Source organism: Bifidobacterium erythrocebi, from assembly GCF_012932675.1.
Lineage (GTDB): Bacteria > Actinomycetota > Actinomycetes > Actinomycetales > Bifidobacteriaceae > Bifidobacterium > Bifidobacterium erythrocebi.
Genome location: NZ_JAAIIF010000006.1, coordinates 140,524 through 157,313 on the forward strand (window position 1 = coordinate 140,524; position 16,790 = coordinate 157,313).

15 protein-coding genes and 1 riboswitch are annotated in these 16,790 nt (G+C 63.2%); of the genes, 13 read left to right on the plus strand and 2 right to left on the minus strand.

All coding sequences use genetic code 11. The annotated features are described in order from the left end of the window. The first annotated feature begins 117 nt into the window (after positions 1-117). The 8 genes from G1C98_RS02410 (at position 118) to fmt (ending at position 9,569) form a co-directional block, all read left to right on the plus strand. Positions 118-1,335: a DUF3322 and DUF2220 domain-containing protein gene (locus G1C98_RS02410; protein WP_169078875.1), complete on the plus strand. Its 1,218-nt coding sequence runs from the start codon at positions 118-120 to the stop codon at positions 1,333-1,335. Positions 1,336-1,493: 158 nt separating this feature from the next. Next, positions 1,494-1,703 carry a hypothetical protein gene (locus G1C98_RS02415; protein WP_169078877.1) on the plus strand — a complete coding sequence of 70 codons (210 nt, stop codon included), beginning with the start codon at positions 1,494-1,496 and terminating at the stop codon, positions 1,701-1,703. A 109-nt stretch (positions 1,704-1,812) separates the two neighbouring features. After that, on the plus strand, positions 1,813-2,097 hold the full coding sequence (gene rpoZ / locus G1C98_RS02420; RefSeq protein ID WP_003825734.1) for a DNA-directed RNA polymerase subunit omega: 285 nt from the start codon (positions 1,813-1,815) through the stop codon (positions 2,095-2,097). 219 nt (positions 2,098-2,316) lie between these two features. Continuing rightward, positions 2,317-2,375: riboswitch (SAM riboswitch) on the plus strand. Beyond that, positions 2,371-3,585: a methionine adenosyltransferase gene (metK, locus tag G1C98_RS02425; protein WP_169078879.1), complete on the plus strand. Its 1,215-nt coding sequence runs from the start codon at positions 2,371-2,373 to the stop codon at positions 3,583-3,585. It overlaps the preceding riboswitch by 5 nt. 288 nt (positions 3,586-3,873) lie before the next feature. After that, positions 3,874-5,157: a class I SAM-dependent methyltransferase gene (locus tag G1C98_RS02430; RefSeq protein WP_169078881.1), complete on the plus strand. Its 1,284-nt coding sequence runs from the start codon at positions 3,874-3,876 to the stop codon at positions 5,155-5,157. 111 nt (positions 5,158-5,268) lie between these two features. Beyond that, positions 5,269-7,674 (plus strand): primosomal protein N', encoded by a 2,406-nt coding sequence (locus G1C98_RS02435; RefSeq protein ID WP_169078883.1) that lies wholly within the window; start codon positions 5,269-5,271, stop codon positions 7,672-7,674. Between the two features lie 136 nt (positions 7,675-7,810). Next, positions 7,811-8,515 carry an HAD family hydrolase gene (locus tag G1C98_RS02440; RefSeq protein WP_169078885.1) on the plus strand — a complete coding sequence of 235 codons (705 nt, stop codon included), beginning with the start codon at positions 7,811-7,813 and terminating at the stop codon, positions 8,513-8,515. Between the two features lie 85 nt (positions 8,516-8,600). Next, positions 8,601-9,569, plus strand: coding sequence for a methionyl-tRNA formyltransferase (gene fmt, locus G1C98_RS02445; RefSeq protein WP_169078887.1), 969 nt, complete (start codon positions 8,601-8,603; stop codon positions 9,567-9,569). A 77-nt stretch (positions 9,570-9,646) separates the two neighbouring features. On the opposite strand, the gene serB is transcribed toward fmt, so the two are convergent. After that, positions 9,647-10,327, minus strand: coding sequence for a phosphoserine phosphatase SerB (serB, locus tag G1C98_RS02450; protein WP_169078889.1), 681 nt, complete (start codon positions 10,325-10,327; stop codon positions 9,647-9,649). 116 nt (positions 10,328-10,443) lie between these two features. Here serB and arc point away from each other — a divergent pair, with 116 nt between their 5' ends. Genes arc through pafA form a run of 5 tightly spaced genes read left to right on the plus strand, consistent with a single transcriptional unit; the run spans position 10,444 to position 16,295 of the window. Then, positions 10,444-12,045, plus strand: a complete 1,602-nt coding sequence (gene arc, locus G1C98_RS02455) for a proteasome ATPase (RefSeq protein WP_277347558.1) — start codon at positions 10,444-10,446, stop codon at positions 12,043-12,045. A 39-nt stretch (positions 12,046-12,084) separates the two neighbouring features. Next, positions 12,085-13,728, plus strand: a complete 1,644-nt coding sequence (dop, locus tag G1C98_RS02460) for a depupylase/deamidase Dop (RefSeq protein WP_169078891.1) — start codon at positions 12,085-12,087, stop codon at positions 13,726-13,728. An 11-nt stretch (positions 13,729-13,739) separates the two neighbouring features. Then, on the plus strand, positions 13,740-14,588 hold the full coding sequence (locus tag G1C98_RS02465) for an inositol monophosphatase family protein (RefSeq protein ID WP_169078893.1): 849 nt from the start codon (positions 13,740-13,742) through the stop codon (positions 14,586-14,588). Between the two features lie 43 nt (positions 14,589-14,631). Next, complete coding sequence (locus G1C98_RS02470) at positions 14,632-14,826, plus strand: ubiquitin-like protein Pup (RefSeq protein WP_169078895.1); 195 nt, start codon at positions 14,632-14,634, stop codon at positions 14,824-14,826. Beyond that, the gene (gene pafA / locus G1C98_RS02475; protein WP_169078897.1) at positions 14,826-16,295 is read left to right on the plus strand and encodes a Pup--protein ligase; all 1,470 of its coding nucleotides are present in this window, start codon (positions 14,826-14,828) and stop codon (positions 16,293-16,295) included. The genes G1C98_RS02470 and pafA overlap by 1 nt, the downstream gene beginning before the upstream one ends. 132 nt (positions 16,296-16,427) lie before the next feature. On the opposite strand, the gene G1C98_RS02480 is transcribed toward pafA, so the two are convergent. Then, on the minus strand, positions 16,428-16,712 hold the full coding sequence (locus G1C98_RS02480) for an HU family DNA-binding protein (protein ID WP_003825746.1): 285 nt from the start codon (positions 16,710-16,712) through the stop codon (positions 16,428-16,430). Positions 16,713-16,790: the final 78 nt, after the last annotated feature.

The following is a 16,790-nucleotide window of genomic DNA, read 5'->3' on the forward strand; positions in this document are numbered from 1 at the left end:
GGTCTGATTCGTCCGGCGGTTTATCCGGTGGATGATAACGAGGCTGCCTGCGTCCGCAGACAGCCGCGCCAAGCACACGGCATCGGCGCATGAGCCGGAAACCGGAAAGGAAGTCCCATGCCAGCAACGAATACGAGCAATGTCGGTGTAACGCAACGTGAGCAGGAGCTTGCGGCGAGCGTCGAACGACAGCTTGTGAAACGTGTCGAGGATCGTCTCGACAAGCAGCGATTAGTGGTGGAACCGGAATGGCCCTATGAATTCGGTATCCGCAAACCGACGAAAAGCGAGCTTATGCAGGATTCGGACACCTGCATCGCCACGGCGAGGGCGATTCGTTCCTGGGCGCAATCGCATGGCTGTCAGTATGAGGAGAAGTCCCGTTCGCTGGGAGCGTATTGCGGCACGACGCCACTGGTGGAACGCGTATCGGTGCCCGATGAACGGACGGCATTGGCGATTGCCGGGCGGCAGTGCGCACGGCGATACCGCACTACAAGGCAGCGACTGTTGCGGCTGCGTGAGGAATTTTCCGTCGGCGAAGACATCCTCATCTCGGTCGTGCGCAAGCTCGACGGCATGAGCGACCTTGATTTCGAGCTGGTCGTGCAGGCCACTCATTATTTCGAGAAGCACGACGCATCCGGCATGAGGCCGCGCGCCGTGGCAATCCCCGGATTCTCCGCCAAATGGCTGGGAACCGCAAGCTCCAAACGCCGCAAGGCGATTTGCCTGCTGCTCGACCGCACGTCGCTTGACTTCGAGGAGAGGCCGGGCGAGATCCGCATGCGCTACCTCGACCCGGGCCATCGCGGCTACCCGGATCTGTACGTCACCGAACCTTGGGTCATCGCGGATTGTGCGAAATACCAATATGCGGTGATTGTGGAGAACAAAGACGACTACCAGGAACTGCCGCGCATTGATGATTGCATCTGCATCTTCGGCGGCGGCTGGGCATCGAATCGCATCGCGACGCTGCTGCCGTGGATCGTGGATATACCGCATGTCGTCTATTGGGGCGATATGGATGCGGACGGGCTTGAGATCCTATCCGGAGTGCGCGAATCGGGGATCGGCTGCGATTCCATCCTGATGGACATGCCGGCCTATAGGCGCTATCAGCGGTTCGGCACCGAGTACACGGACAAGAACACGATCATCGAACCTCGCAAGATCGGTGAAACACCGGGGCTGACCGCCAAGGAACGCACGCTGTACGAGGCGTTGTGCACCGGCGAGGGCGTGACGTATCTGAGGATCGAGCAGGAGCGCATTCCGATTGTGGACGCCGTGGCCGAGCTGCGTGCGGCCGGTTTTCCGATTGCTGATTGAGCCTGATGCCGTAAACAAGCCATTTGGCAAGCATGACGAGTAACCGGAGAGGTGAACGAAAGGCAGCGGGTGCCCGCAGTCTCTTCCCCGCTTGCGGTACGATGGCGTGAATACGTGGCCGTGCCGGCGCTGCATGGCGCAAACGGAAGGAACAAGACATGAAACTGGATAAGTACGCGGTGTTCTGCATGTTCGGCATGGTGCTTGCGGTGCTCTCGCTGGTGTTCGGCATTCTGGGCAAGGGAATCGTGGCCGGCTCGTTCGGCTTGGCCACGGGCGGCGTCTGCTTCGCCATGTTGCTGCTGACCAAGATGCCCGACGAAAACGCCGCTGGCGATGGCGATGACGAGGACGCGCAGGAGGACTGACTTCTCGTGCCTGCAGCCGGAGCGCACTGTACGCCATATCGGCGTAGTCTCCGCCCAAAGCTATACTTGGCTCGGTTAAGATAGTTTTCCATGTTTGGAGATAACGCATATGGCATTCGGCACTGAGCCCACCCCCACCGGACTGGCGACTCCGTCTATCGACGATTTGATGAAGCACGCCGATTCCAAGTACGCGCTGGCGATTTTCGCCGCGAAGCGCGCACGTCAGATTAACTCCTACTTCACCCAGCTCAACGAAGGTCTGCTGCAGAACGTCGGCCCGCTGGTTGAATATCAGAGCCAGGACAAGCCGCTGTCCATCGCCTTCCGAGAGATCGACGAAGGCCTGTTGGAGGAGACCCTCGGCGAGGACGACCTGACCGAAGGCAACTGATCCGCGGCATATGAGACGCATGGCGAAATAGGGGCTTGCATCGGCTTTCGAGCCGGGCAAGCCCCTTCGCATGCCGGATGTCCCATGGGCGCGGATGCGCCTGTGATTTCGGCCTACCGCGAAGAATCGCCGAATGTTGGCATTTCCGATCACGCGTGGAAGACTTCATAACCGAAGAAAACTGAATATCGAAAAACTGAATATGGCAATATGCCAATACGTATCATTGTGCCTCGCCCAAGAGCGGGGCGATAAGTCCGAAAGAGGGATGATATGACTGAAAAACGACTTATTTCCGCGGAATCCGTCACCGAAGGCCACCCCGATAAGGTATGCGACCAGATTTCCGACGCCATTCTCGACGACCTGCTGGCGCAGGATCCGTCGTCCCACGTCGCAGCAGAAGTGAGCGCCGCCACCGGCACCTTCATGGTGTTCGGCGAAGTAAGCTCCGAAGGGTACGTCGACGTACAGGCCAAGGTGCGCGACACGCTGCGCCGCATCGGCTACACCAGCTCCGAGGTCGGTCTTGACGCCGACTCCTGCGGTGTGCTGGTTGCGCTCGTCGAGCAGAGCTCCGAGATCAACCAAGGTGTGTCGCGTCTGAGCGCAGAGCAGGAATCCGCCGCCAGCCGCGAGGAACGCTACGAGGCACAGGGTGCCGGCGACCAGGGCGTGATGTTCGGCTATGCCACCGATGAGACCGACGTATACATGCCGCTGCCGATCTACCTGGCGCACCGTCTCGCCTACCGCCTGGCGCAGGTCCGTCACGAGGGCATTGTCCCGCATCTGCGCCCGGACGGCAAGACCCAGGTCACCATCGAATATGACAATGACGATAAGCCCGTGCGTGTGGACACGGTGCTGATCTCCACCCAGCATGATCCGGAGGTCACCCAGGCGTGGCTTGCCGAGCAGCTGAAGCAGCATGTGATCGACCCGATCCTCGACGAGGTGCTGGGAAGCAAGGTCCGTCACGACGACTACCGCGAACTGGTGAACCCGACGGGCTCCTTCGTGCTCGGCGGCCCTGCTGCGGATGCCGGTCTGACCGGCCGCAAGATCATCGTCGACACCTACGGCGGTGCCGCTCATCATGGCGGTGGCGCGTTCAGCGGCAAGGATCCGTCCAAGGTGGATCGTTCCGCCGCCTATGCGACCCGTTGGGTGGCCAAGAACATCGTGGCCGCCGGTCTGGCGCACCGCGTGGAGGTCCAGGTCGCGTACGCCATCGGCGTTGCCGATCCGGTGAGCGTGAACGTGGAGACCTTCGGCACCGAGATCGGCGTGACCCGCGATCAGATCGCCACCGCAGTGCGCAAGGTGTTCGATCTGCGTCCGGCCGCGATCATCGACGAGCTCGACCTGAAGCGACCGATCTACGAGAAGACCGCGGCATACGGCCACTTCGGCCGCGTCGACGTGGATTTCCCCTGGGAGCAGCTCAACAAGGTCGACGAGCTCAAGGCCGCCATCAAGGCCTGATACGCATGCAGGGCATGCGGATCGTGCGGCGCTATAGGCTGTGATCCGCAGATGTAACGGCATGAAGAAGCGTCCTGCCTGATCCATATGGGATTGGGCTGGACGCTTTTTGCGATATGCCGGAAAGTGTGCCGGCAGACCATACTGATGTCCAATATGCGGACATATTAGTTTCGCCGATATATAAATTCCCGCCGGAGGAAACGATTGACGGGACTATAATCCCGCATGGATTCACGAAACCGCATGTGCGATTCCGTACGCAACAATGCAATCATTAAGGAGGCAATGTTGGGGATGAAGGTCGCCGATATGGTGCAGCTGTTCGTCAAGCCTGAGGCTCCGCTGAGGGTCGAGGCGTTCGACGGATCTTCGATGGGGCCCGAGGACGCCCCGTTGTGCATCCAGGTCAGGAATTCCCGTGCCGTGTATTATCTGGTCGATAATCCCGGTGAGCTCGGCTTGGCCCGTGCCTATCTGCAGGGCGACATCGATTCGCCGCAGCTGATTCCGGGCAATCCATACGGCGTGTTCAAGCAGCTGACGCAGCTCAAGCCCTATGCGCGCAAGCCCAATCCGGTCAAGCTGGCCGAGGCGTTGGGCACAATCGCCAGCCATGGCATCCGTCATCCCGAACCGCCGAGCATCGAAGGCCCCAGCAAGCTCAAGCGCATCAGCGAAGGCCTGCTGCCGCACTCCAAGGCCGGCGACGCAGCCACCGTCAGCTATCACTACGACCAGTCGAACGACTTCTATGCGATGTTCCTCGGCCCATCCATGACCTACACCTGCGCGGTGTTCGACAATCCGCGCGTCTCGCTGGAGGACGCACAGAAGGCCAAACTCGACCTCGTGCTCGACAAGCTCAACCTCAAGCCCGGCGACCGTCTGCTCGACATCGGCTGCGGATGGGGCTCCATGGAGATCGAGGCCGCCAAGCGCGGCATCCATGTGCTGGGCGTCACCCTGGCCGAGGAACAGGTCAAGTGGGGGCAGGAGTGGATCAAGCGCGAAGGGCTGGAGGACCTGGCCGAGATCCGTCTGATGGACTACCGCGATGTTCCCGAAGGCGACTTCGACGGCATCTGCTCGCTCGGCATGATGGAACACGTCGGCGTCAAGCATTACCCGGCCTACTTCAAGGAGATCTACGACAAGCTCAAGCCGGGTGCCATGCTGCTCAACCACCAGATCACCCGCACCTGCTCGTATGCCGGCAAGTCCGCCGGTCCGTTCATCGACCGGTACATCTTCCCCGACGGCCAGCTCGCCTCCCCGGGCGAGATCGAACTGAAGGTGCACGACGCCGGCTTCGAGGTCATCCACGAGGAGAACCTGCGCCAGCATTACGCGCTCACCCTGCACCATTGGAACGAGAACCTGGTGGCGCACTGGGACGAGGCCGTGAAGATGGTCGGCGAGCCCAAGGCACGTCTGTGGGGTCTGTATATGGCCGGATGCGCCTACAACTTCGAGATGAACAACATCCAGATCCACCAGTATCTGTGCATCAAGCCGAACCGCGACGGCACCGACAACTATCCGCTGCGCCCGTGGTGGCCGGTCCACTGATCGGATTCGCCCAGAGCGAAGTCGACAAACGAAAACGAAAAAGGCGATTGGAATCAGGCTGCGGGCCCGGTTCCAACCGCCTTTTCCCGTATAGTGACGTAAGCTGAAACCATGAGTTTCGAGGATGCAGAGCAACTGGCGCTTGACGGGTTGGCCCCCCGCAAGCGCCGTTCGCGCGCATCCAGACATATCAGGGCCGCAGTCGCTCCGATCGTGCGGGTGGTGCTCGATGTCCAGGCCGCGCATCTGGGGCAGACCTTCGACTATCTCGTCGACGAGAAGGATTCCGAATATGCCCAACCGGGCGCAATGGTGCGTGTGCGATTCGGTGGGCAGCGGGTGAACGGCATCATCTGGGAACGTGCGGACAGCAGCGATATCGCCGCCGCATCGCTGCGATACGTGGAGCGTGTGTTCGTCGGGGGAGTACGGGTATCCGAGGCGCAGCGTCGCGACATATCCGCCATCGCCGAAGCATACGGCGGCACGTGGGCCAATATTCTGCGACTGGCGATCCCACCCCGTGTGGCGAAGGTGGAAAAGGAACAGCAGCTGGTGTCGTCGTTCCAACGCGGCGGTGCCATGGCGAGGCAGACGACGCAACGCCTGTCGCAAGCGGTCGGCCAGGCGTTCGAAGGCATGGCCGGCTCGTACGATACCGGTGTGCGTGATCTGCAAGCCGCGCTGCATGGCAGTACGTTCCGGTCGTTCGTCTTCGATCCGTTGCCGGGCGAGGAGTCCGCGGCCAAGGCCTTGGCGTGGATGGCGGCGGAATCCATGCTGGCCGGTCAGGCCGCGGTGATGGTGCTGCCGGATGCCCGGGAAACCGATGCCCTGCTGCATGAGCTGGAAGCCTTGGGATTGCAACGGTTCGCACAACATGGTTCGGCGACAGGCGGCTGGACCGGCGATGTTGCGGTGCTTACTGCCGCATTGCCGCCGGCGGATCGCTACCGCGCCTGGCTGGCCATTGCCACAGGCAAGGTGAAATGCGTGATCGGCACGCGCGCCGCCATGTATGCCCCGGTGGAAGGGGCGGCGTTGTTCGCCATCATGGACGATGCCGCCTACCAGCAGGCGGACGGCATGATGCCCTATGCCCAGGCGCGCGGCGTGCTGCATCTGCGTGCCAGATTGCATGGTGGGGTGTTCGTGGCGCTCGCCAATGCCCGGAGCCCGCTCAGCCAATGGGAGGTGGACTGTGCTCAGGGCGGCTCGACGGCATTCCGCACCCAGAGCGTCGCCAGCGCGGTAAGCGGCCCCAGCAGGGCGATACGCCCATTGCCCAGCGTGCTCAAGGACACCTGCCCGTGGGTGCGTTGGCTGAACCGCGACGAGCTCGCACGCCTGGCGGACCCTTCGATCGGCGCCAGAGTGCCGCACACCGCGGTCAACAACATCCGCCAGGCGCTGCAATCCGGTCCGGTGCTGTTCTCCATACCCGCTGACGGCGTGGCCGAAGCGCTGAGCTGTGCGAATCCGAAATGCCTGCGGCAGGCCCGTTGCGCCCGTTGCACGGGCCCGTTGCAGCGCGTCCACGGTGCCAATACGCCGCGCTGCAGGTGGTGCGGGCATGCCGCGATGAACTGGACATGCCCGTATTGCCATGGCGAGCGACTGCGCGTGGTGCATGTCGGTGCGGCCGGCACGGCGGATGAGCTTCGCGGGTTGTTCCGTGGGGTTCCGGTCATGTTGTCGAGTCCGAGCCAGCCGAACGGTCCCATCGAGGTCATCGACGGCAAGCCGGTCATCGTCGTCGCCACGCCGGGTGCCGAACCGCGCGTACGGGTCACTGGCGTGGAAAGAAACGGCACGGCACGGTATGGCGAATACGCTTCCGTCGCCATCCTCGACGCGTGGAACAGCCTGTACAAGCCGGGGCTCGATGCGCGCGTGGACACGCTTGCCGCATGGATGCGCGCGGCCTCGATGTGCGCGCCACGGACGCGCGGCGGTCAGGTGCTCATCATCGGCGAGACCTATCCGGCCATCGCCAGGTCGCTGATGCTATGGGATTCCTCGATCCTCGCCGAGCAGGAGCTGCAGGAACGCCGAAGCACCGGCATGCCGCCGGTCGTTTCGGTGGCATGCGTGTGGGGTCGGGATGAATCGGTGCGCACGGCGTTGGAGCATATCGGCGTGATCGGAGGGGATATGGCGGTATGCCCGGCACCCCACGATCCGCGTGGCGGATTCGACCAAGGGCGTTTCGCCGCGGCCCCAACCGTTTCCGGCGGGGCTGGCGTGCCCGCGGCGGATGCGGGGGAGGGTGTCGTTCCCGTGGATTTCGGCGAGGAATGGCCGGGGCTGCTTGGCCCGGTGCCGATCGCGCAGCCGCGTACTCTGAACGCGCGTGAGCTGGAGGCGACCGCCGATCGTGTCAAGGCCGTGGTGCGTGTGCCCTATGCGCGGCGCGAAGAGCTTGCACGACGATTGCAGCATGAGGTCGCTCGGCATGTCGCCTCGCGTGAGTTCGGGGAGCTGCGCTTCCAGCTCGATCCCAAGGATCTGATCTGACGACCGGCGGCGGGCGGTGACGGTGGCTGCGCGATGCGGCATAATGAAGGCGGTGCGTTTTGCAACCCGGCGATACGGTTATGGCCGGAAAACGAAGCATCGACGACAACGGAACCGATACGGCAAGGAGCATGCGATGAAGGGATGGCCTGGAGAGCCCGACATGGAATACGACACGCTGGTGGCGCAGGGCGAGGCGGCAGCGAATGCCGGCAAGCCGATCACGGACGTGATCTTCGATTTCGGCAATGTGCTGCTGTACTGGGACCCCGTCGCGGCGTTGGTCCCCAGATATAGCGCGGCGACCATCGAACAGTTCCTCGACAACGATATCTCGGGCTTCTATGACGCCAACGATCGTATGGATGCCGGTGCCACGCCGGAGGAGGGCATCGCATGGATGCGTCAGACGCATGGCGACAAGTGGGCGGACATCCTGGCGTACTATCTCGATAATTTCGAGGATTCCCTCACCGGTGTGGTGCCGGGCGCGCGTGTGCTGCTCAACGACCTCAAGGCCGCCGGCATCGGCGTGTGGGGCCTGTCGAACTGGGAGAAGGAGCTGTTCCCGATCGCGCAGCGTGCCACGCCGATCCTGCAGCAGCTGGACGGCAAGGTGGTGTCGGGCTATGTGCGGTTGCGCAAGCCGGACAGCGCGATCTACCGCAAGGCGCTTGAGGAGTTCGGCATCGGTGCCGAAGGCGCGGTCTTCGTGGACGACAAGGCGATGAACATCGTGGGTGCGAACGCCGTGGGCATTCGTGGCGTCAGGTTCCGCGATCCGGCGAAGCTGCGTGAACTGCTCATCGCCAACGGCGTCGCCATCCCGGGCGTCCAGTAATCGAACCGAGAGGCCGTTTTTCGGTCCTACTCGGTCGCATTGGTCAGGAATCTTGCAAGAACCTCATAAGAATCAAGGAGAACGTATGACATTACGACTGCTGTTTGCCGGAACACCGGACGTGGCGGTGCCCTCGCTGCGCGCCTTCGCCGACGATCCCCGCTTCGAGGTGGTCGGCGTGCTCACCCGGCCGGACGCTCCCACCGGCCGCGGGCGCAAGCTCACCGCAAGCCCGGTGAAGGCCGCAGCCCTGGAACTCGGCATCCCCGTGTTCACCGACAAGCCGCGCAGCCCGGAGTTTCTGGACACGCTCGCCGTCCTGCATGCCGACATCGCCGCGGTGATCGCCTACGGCAACATCCTGCCCAAGAACGTGCTCGACGCGGTGCCTCTGGGCTGGTACAACCTGCATTTCTCCAATCTGCCGAAATGGCGTGGCGCTGCCCCCGCGCAGCGCGCCATCTGGGCGGGCGACGCCACGACTGGCGCCGACGTGTTCAAGGTGGGCGAGGGATTGGACGACGGCCCTGTCATCGCCTCGATGACCATCGAGCTGACCGGACGCGAGACATCCGGCGAACTGCTTGATCGACTGGCGAAGGAAGGCGCGCCGATGTATGTGGACGCGCTGGCCAAGGTCGGCGACGGCACCGCGCAATTCGTGCCGCAGGCCCACGAACAGGCGGAATATGCGCATAAGATCAGCGTCGAGGACGCGCATGTGGCGGTGCACGATACGGTGGAGGCCATCGACAGGCAGATCCGCGCATGCACGCCGAATCCGGGCGCATGGGCGAACCTGCACGTCACCGGCGAAGCGGAAGAATCGATCAGCCTGCATGTGCTGAACGCCCGTCCCGCCGACCCGCAGCAGCCGAATGTGCCGAGCGAACTGGCACCGGGTGCGCTCAAGGCAGGCAAGAAGAACGTATGGATGGGAACCGGCAGCACTCCGCTGGAACTGCTGGAGGTCAAGGCGCAGGGCAAGAAGGCCATGCGTGCCGCCGACTGGGCACGTGGCGCCCGTCTGGCCGATAGCGCCTATCTCGACTGAACCCGTATTGGTCCTGCGGTTTGATGACATGCCGCAAGCCGCAGAACCGGAACGCCGGTAGGCGAGTGAGATGGCAGCTATTCGAGAAAATCAAGCACCAGGCGCAGATCGCGTGTGGTGATCGCCGCGGGAGCCGCCTCACGGGTCTTGGGCTTGGCACAGAACGCGATGCCGAGCCCGGCCTCCAGAATCATGGGAATATCGTTCGCGCCGTCGCCCATGGCCACTGTCTGGCTCATCGGCAAGCCCAATTCGTCTGCCCACGTGTGCAGGGAATCGAGCTTCACCTGCTTGGTCACGATCTCGCCCAGCACCTTGCCGGTGAGTACGCCGTCGCGGGTCTCCAAGCGGTTTGCCAGACGATAGTCGATATGCGCATCATCCGCCAGACGGTCCACCACCTCGTGGAAACCGCCCGACACCACACCCACATGCCAGCCATGCGCATGCAACGTATCGATAAGCTCATGCGCGCCATTCGTGAAATGGATGTGCCGGTACACCTCATCGAACACGCTGACCGGCAGCCCCTCCAGCAGTGCCACGCGTGCCCGCAGCGCCTCGCGGAAATCCAGTTCGCCGCGCATCGCCTGCTCGGTCACCTGTGCGATGCGCTCGCCGCAGCCCGCGGCCTTGCCCAGTTCGTCGATCACTTCCTCGTCGATCAGCGTGGAATCGACATCCATCACCAGTAGGCCCGGGTGGTTCAAGGAAGGCCTGTCGGACGTGGTATGAGTAGGGCAAAGGGGTGCTGTCATGCTTTCGATTGTGGGAAAACGTTGGGACAAACACCGCCGAACGGCATGTGAAGGCCTTACTGTAGAGGCAGCAGCCGTTGCGAACGGCATTGGACATAGAGGAAAGGCGCGTGCTTATGGATGAACGGAAACCGGGCGCCGCATCGCAAACCGCTTCTGTGAGGGCGAACGATGCCGTCGATGCCGAAGCGCTTGCACAGGCGAACGATCAGCTTATGGCCAAGAACCATGCGTTGGCCGAGGCATTGACACGGGCGGGCAAGGAACTGAACAAGGCCCGCGCCCAGCTCGCACAGCTTGCCCAGCCGCCGTTGACCTTCGCCACCATGGTGCGTGTCGATTCAAGCCGCACGGACGAGTACGGCGTACAGCATGCGTCCGCGGAGGTGATCGCCGGCACGCGCCGCATGATCGTGCCGGTCTCGGCCAACTTCAACGCCGCACGTCTGACGGCCGGCAATACCGTTCTGCTCAACGAGTCGATGGTATTGGTCGATCAGCGCGGTGCCGACACCGTGGGCACGGTGCGCACCATCGCGCAGGTGCTCGACGACGGACGTCTGCTGGTCGGCGACGCCAGCGGTTCGCTGACCGCGGTGCGTCGTTCCGGCGAGCTGGCGCTTGAGCATCTTGCCAACGGGCAGCGCGTGATCGTCGACCCGTCCGCGCGTCTGGCGATTGCCGTGCTGCCGCAGGAGGACGCCCTCGACCTGGTACTTGAGGAGGTGCCGGATGTCACCTTCGATGACATCGGTGGCCTCGACAGCCAGATCGAACGCATCCGCGACGCGGTCCAACTGCCGTTTCTGCACCATAAGCTCTTTGAACGCTATAATCTGCGCGCGCCCAAGGGCGTGCTGCTCTACGGGCCTCCGGGCAACGGCAAGACGCTGATCGCCAAGGCCGTGGCACATGCACTCGCCGAGGAATCGGGCGCAGGCGGCGGCGTGTTTCTCTCGGTCAAGGGACCGGAACTGCTCAATAAATACGTCGGCGAATCGGAACGCCTGATCCGTCTGATCTTCGCCCGCGCCCGCGAACGCGCGGCGGACGGACGCCCGGTGGTGGTGTTCATCGACGAGATGGACTCGCTGCTGCGTACACGCGGTTCGGGCGTCTCATCCGATGTGGAGACCACCATCGTGCCGCAGTTCCTCACCGAACTCGACGGCGTGGAGACCCTGGACAATGTGATGGTGATTGGTGCGTCCAATCGTGTGGACATGATCGATCCGGCCGTCCTGCGCGCCGGACGCTTGGACGTGAAGATCCGCATCGACAGGCCCACTGCCGAATCCGCCGTGGCGATCGTGCGACACTACCTCACCGATGATCTGCCGTTGCAGCAGGGGACGGACGCCTCCGCGCTTGCTACCGTCCTGGTGCGCGACATCATGGACAGGTCGCTGCGACGCCAGCTTGCGCAGGTGCGCGACTCGAACGGGCGCTGGCGCGGCCTGTTCCTCGCCGACGTGGTGTCCGGCGCAAGCCTGAAGAACATCGTCGACCGTGCCAAGACACGCGCGGTCAAGGCCTCGATCCGTACCGGCGCGGAGGTCGCATTGAACGCCGACCTGCTTGCGTCGGCGGTCGAAGACGAATTCCGCGAGACCCGCGACTCGCTGCTGGACACCGATCCGGCCCAGTGGAGCCGCGTCAACGGGTTCGAGGCGGGCAGCATCACCGCCATCAGGCCGGTCGATACGCAGAGCGAATAACGGGAACGGCAAACCAGCACACAGCAGGAGGAAACGATCATGAGCGTGCAGCGCGTGATGGGGACGGAAACGGAATACGCCGTCTCGCAGGCCGGGACACGGCACTATCAGCCGGTGCAGCTGTCATTCGACGTGGTGGCGGCCGCGACGACCGAAGGCAACCGTCACATCCGATGGGACTACCGGCAGGAGGATCCGGTCAACGACGCGCGCGGCACACGGCTCGACCGGGCAGCCGCACGTCCGGACATGCTCACCGATTCGCCGCAGCTTAACATCACCAACGTCATCGCGCCCAACGGCGGTCGTATCTACGTCGACCACGCGCATCCGGAATATTCCGCCCCGGAAACCACTGATCCGTTCCAGGCCGTCACCTACGACCATGCCGGCGACCGGCTCATGCTCGCCGCGGCACGCCAGGCCAGTCACAACACCGGGCACGCGATCGAACTGCACCGCAACAATGTGGACGGCAAGGGAGCCAGCTGGGGAACGCATGAGAATTACATGATGCAGCGTGCCGTACCGTTCGATGACGTGGCAGGCCTGATGACCGCCCATTTCATCTCGCGTCAGATCTGGGCGGGATCCGGGCGCGTCGGCATCGGCGAGCACAGCGAGATCGCAGGCTACCAGCTCAGCCAGCGCGCCGACTACATCCACGCCAAAATCGGATTGCAGACCACCTTCGACCGTCCCATCATCAACACACGCGACGAACCGCATGCCACCGGCGCATACCGCAGACTCCACGTGATCGTGGGCGACGCCAACCGCATGGACACCCCGCAGGTGCTCAAACTCGGCGTCACCAGCATGCTGCTATGGACGCTTGAGCACGCGGATGAGGCCGGCTACGACATGCGCGGACTCATCGAAGGGCTTCGACTCGCGGACCCCGTCGAGGCCATGCATACGGTGTCCCACGATCTCAGCCTTAATGCCGAACTCGCCTTGGAATACGGCGGAACCATCACCGCCTGGCAGATGCAGGTGCGGTTGCGCGGTGCGGTGTACGCGGTGGCGGCAAGCGTGCTCGGCACCGATACCAAGGGCGAGCCAGCATGGGAGGATCGGCAGACCCGCAATGTCATGGCCATGTGGGGGCAGGCGCTCGCCGACACGGCCGCGATCCGCCACGCCTCGGATGACGAGCGTCTCGCCCTGCATGCCGAAGCCGGACGCGTCGAATGGCTGCTGAAATGGCAGCTGCTGGAGAAGATGCGTCGCAGGCTCGGCGGCGCGGAATGGAACGATCCGCGCCTGGCCGCCATCGATTTGAGCTGGGCGGCGCTCGACCCGGCCCGATCCATATATGCCAAGGTCGCATCGCATACCGAACGCATCGTCGATGACGCTCAGCTTGACCATGCCGCGTCCAACGCGCCGGAGAACACGCGTGCCTGGCTGCGTGCCGAGCTGGTCAGGCGTTTCCCCGAACAGATCGTGGCGGCCAGCTGGTCGCATATCACCGTGCGCAAGGCGGATTCGCTGAGCCACGAGCTCGACGTCACATACGGCAATGCCTCTGCCGCGCAGTCCCATGGTTTCAGGCAGGAGGATCTCGTCTCCCTCGACATGTCCGATCCGCTGGCATTCGGCAAGGCGCAGGCCGCCGCGTTCGTGGACGATGCCGTCGATGCGGCGCAGGCCCTCGGCGCAATCGCCGGGCGAAGTTAGAATGAGGCACTATGGCACAGCAAGAAAATCTACGCGAATTGGCAATGAAGGTCGTCGAGACGGTGAAGGCCGCCGGCGCCCACGCGCTGCAGGACCAGCTGAACTCGCACGGCACCGTCATCACACGTGGTGAGGACGGCCGGCAATTCGTCAGCGAGGTCGACAATCGCCTGCTGCGGTATGTTTCCGGCAGGCTTGCGGATATCGAGCATTTCGATGGTTTCTGGCAGACGCGCCCCGCCGAATGCCGCCCGGGCCAGCGCTACTGGTGTGTCGGCAAGCTTGACGGCGCGATCAACTACGTACGCAATATGAGCGAATGGGCCGTCACCATCTCCCTGTTCGAATTCAACCAGGAGGGATCCGCCCAGCCCATGCTCGGCATCGTGCATGCCCCGGCGTTGGGTGAAACCTATGTGGCGGTACGAGGCGGCGGTGCGGTGCGCATCCGCAATACGCCGTTGGGCGAGAAACGCGAGAAGGTCGTGCCCTCCGTCACGCCGAACCTCGAGGGTGCCGTGGTGAGCTTCGGCATGTCCTACGTTCCCGGTGAATCGGAACGTGCACTGGCTACGGTGGCGGCGCTCGCCGGGCATCACCCCGCCGATGTCAAGCGTGTCGGGCCGGCATCGCTCGACCTGTGCAAAGTCGCCGACGGCACCTACGACGCATACTTCGAGCCGGAGCTGCACGAATGGGACGTGCCCGCGATCTCCGCCGCCGCAGTCGTGGTGTGGGAGGCGCAGGGAGCGTTGCACCGTTGGGACGGCAGCAACATCCATTGGCGCCAGAACAACGACATCGTATGCACCAACGGGCTGATCGACCGAGAACTCAAGCCGATCCTCGCCCAGCAGTAATCAGGCGGTATTCCGTCTAGCAGTGTTTAAGGAGGGCATGATCATGCCTCAGCAATTCCAGCAAAAACAGCAGGAAAACCAGCAGCCGGCCGAAGAGGAGCAGGTGGCCAAGGCCGCAGCCGGCCAGCAGCAGGACGACTTCGACGCATTGGATTCCGTGCTGGACGACATCGCCTCGACGTTGGAGACCAGCGCCGAGGACTATGTGTCCAGCTTCGTGCAAAAAGGCGGCGAGTGATGCCCCAGCTGCGTGACAGCAGCACCCGTGCCATGCATGCGAGCACGGGGATGCGTGACGATTTCGCGCGTATCTTCGGCATCGAAACCGAATACGGCGTGTCCGTCACGGGTGCCGATCGTGCCGTGGACGCGGGCCAGGTGGCCATGACGATGTTCCAGCCGGTCGTTTCCCGTGCGCGTTCCACGAACACGTACCTGACGAACGGGTCGAGACTGTATGTGGATGTGGGTTCCCACCCGGAGTACGCCGCCGCCGAAGCGCTCGATCCGAAGGACGCGCTGCTACAGGACCTGGCAGGGGAACGCATCATGAGACGGCTCGCCGCCGACGCACAGACCCGTCTGCGCGCCAGCCATGGCGACCATGCCACGATCCATGTATTCAAAAACAACGTCGATTCCGCCGGTCATGCATTCGGTTGCCACGAGAACTATCTGGTCCGGCGTTTCGTCAAACTCGAACTGATCGAGGACCAGCTGCTGCCGTTCCTCATCACCCGGCAGTTGTACACGGGTGCCGGCCGGTTCGCCGAGTCGGGGTTCCAGATCACGCAGCGCGCCGATTTTCTTGATGAGGCGGTCTCCTCCGCCACGACCCGCGCGCGCCCGATGATCAACACCCGCGACGAGGCGCATGCCGATCCCGAATCCTACCGTCGTCTGCACGTGATCATCGGCGACTCCAACCGTTCCCAGTGGGCCACGTGGGTGAAGCTCGCCACCACGCATCTGGTGCTGTGCGTCATCGAGGACGCGGTACGCCGTGGCGTTCCATCGGGTTTCGAAGGTCTTGCCCTGACCGATGCGGCGTCGGCGAACCGTACGGTAAGCCGTTTCCTCGACGATCCCCAGGCGGGACTATCCATTGCCGGAGCCGACGGCACTGCGGCATCCTTGACGCCACTGCAGATACAGCGTCGATATTTCGAGGTGGTCGAATCGTTCGTGCATGCCCATGGCGACCGCGTTGCGGCAAGCATGCCGAACACATCGCCGCAGGAGATCCTCGAAGCGTGGGATTGGGCGTTAAACGCGTTGGAACGCGGCGACATCGCCGCATTGGCAGGCCGGGTGGATTGGGCGTTGAAATACCGTCTCGCCGAGGCCATGCGGCGCCGTACCCCGGGCATCTCCCATACCGTTCTGGAACGGCTTGAGCTGGAATACCATGATGTGGCCAACGGGCGGCTATATGATTCACTGATCGCGCACGGGCAGTTGCATGAGATCACCGATCGTCAGGCCGCCGATCGCGCGGTCAGCGTCGCGCCGCAAGGCACCCGTGCCGCATTGCGCGGTGCGTTCGTTACGGCGGCGCAGCAGGCGAACGCGCAGTATTCGTGCGATTGGACCACGTTCACGCTCACCAGTCCCGTGCGCCATGAGGCGGTGCTGCTCGATCCCTTCGGCACGTCGCCCACGCCGGATTTCACCGTGCTGATGGACGCATTGCACGCAGCGCAATAGGCGCTGACAGCCCTGATGCGCGTTCATCGCGCTCAGGGTCGCACAGCCTACGGCATTGTACGGCGTGCGGCGTTACATATACAAAGAACCCCCGACCATCAGTGGTCGGGGGTTCTCATATACAGTGCGAGATCACTTCTCGGTGACGGCCTTCTTCAGCAGGGAGCCAGCGGAGATACGCACGCCGTAGGTGGCCGGAATCTCGATGGTCTCGCCGGTGCGCGGGTTGCGGCCGGTGCGGGCGGCACGCTTGACGCGCTCAGCGGAGAACAGACCGGTCAGCTTCAGGCCTTCGCCGGACTTCATAGCCTCGACGAACACATCCTGGAAAGCATTGACGGCAGCTTCAGCCTGAGCCTTGGTCAGGTTGGACTTCTGAGCAATCTTCGAGACGAGATCAGACTTGTTGTATGCCATAAGTGTCCTTCTTTATCCGGGGATGACTCCGCCAGGAGTGCATCCGTTTGTGACATGTAAGATATTAGCGCACGAACC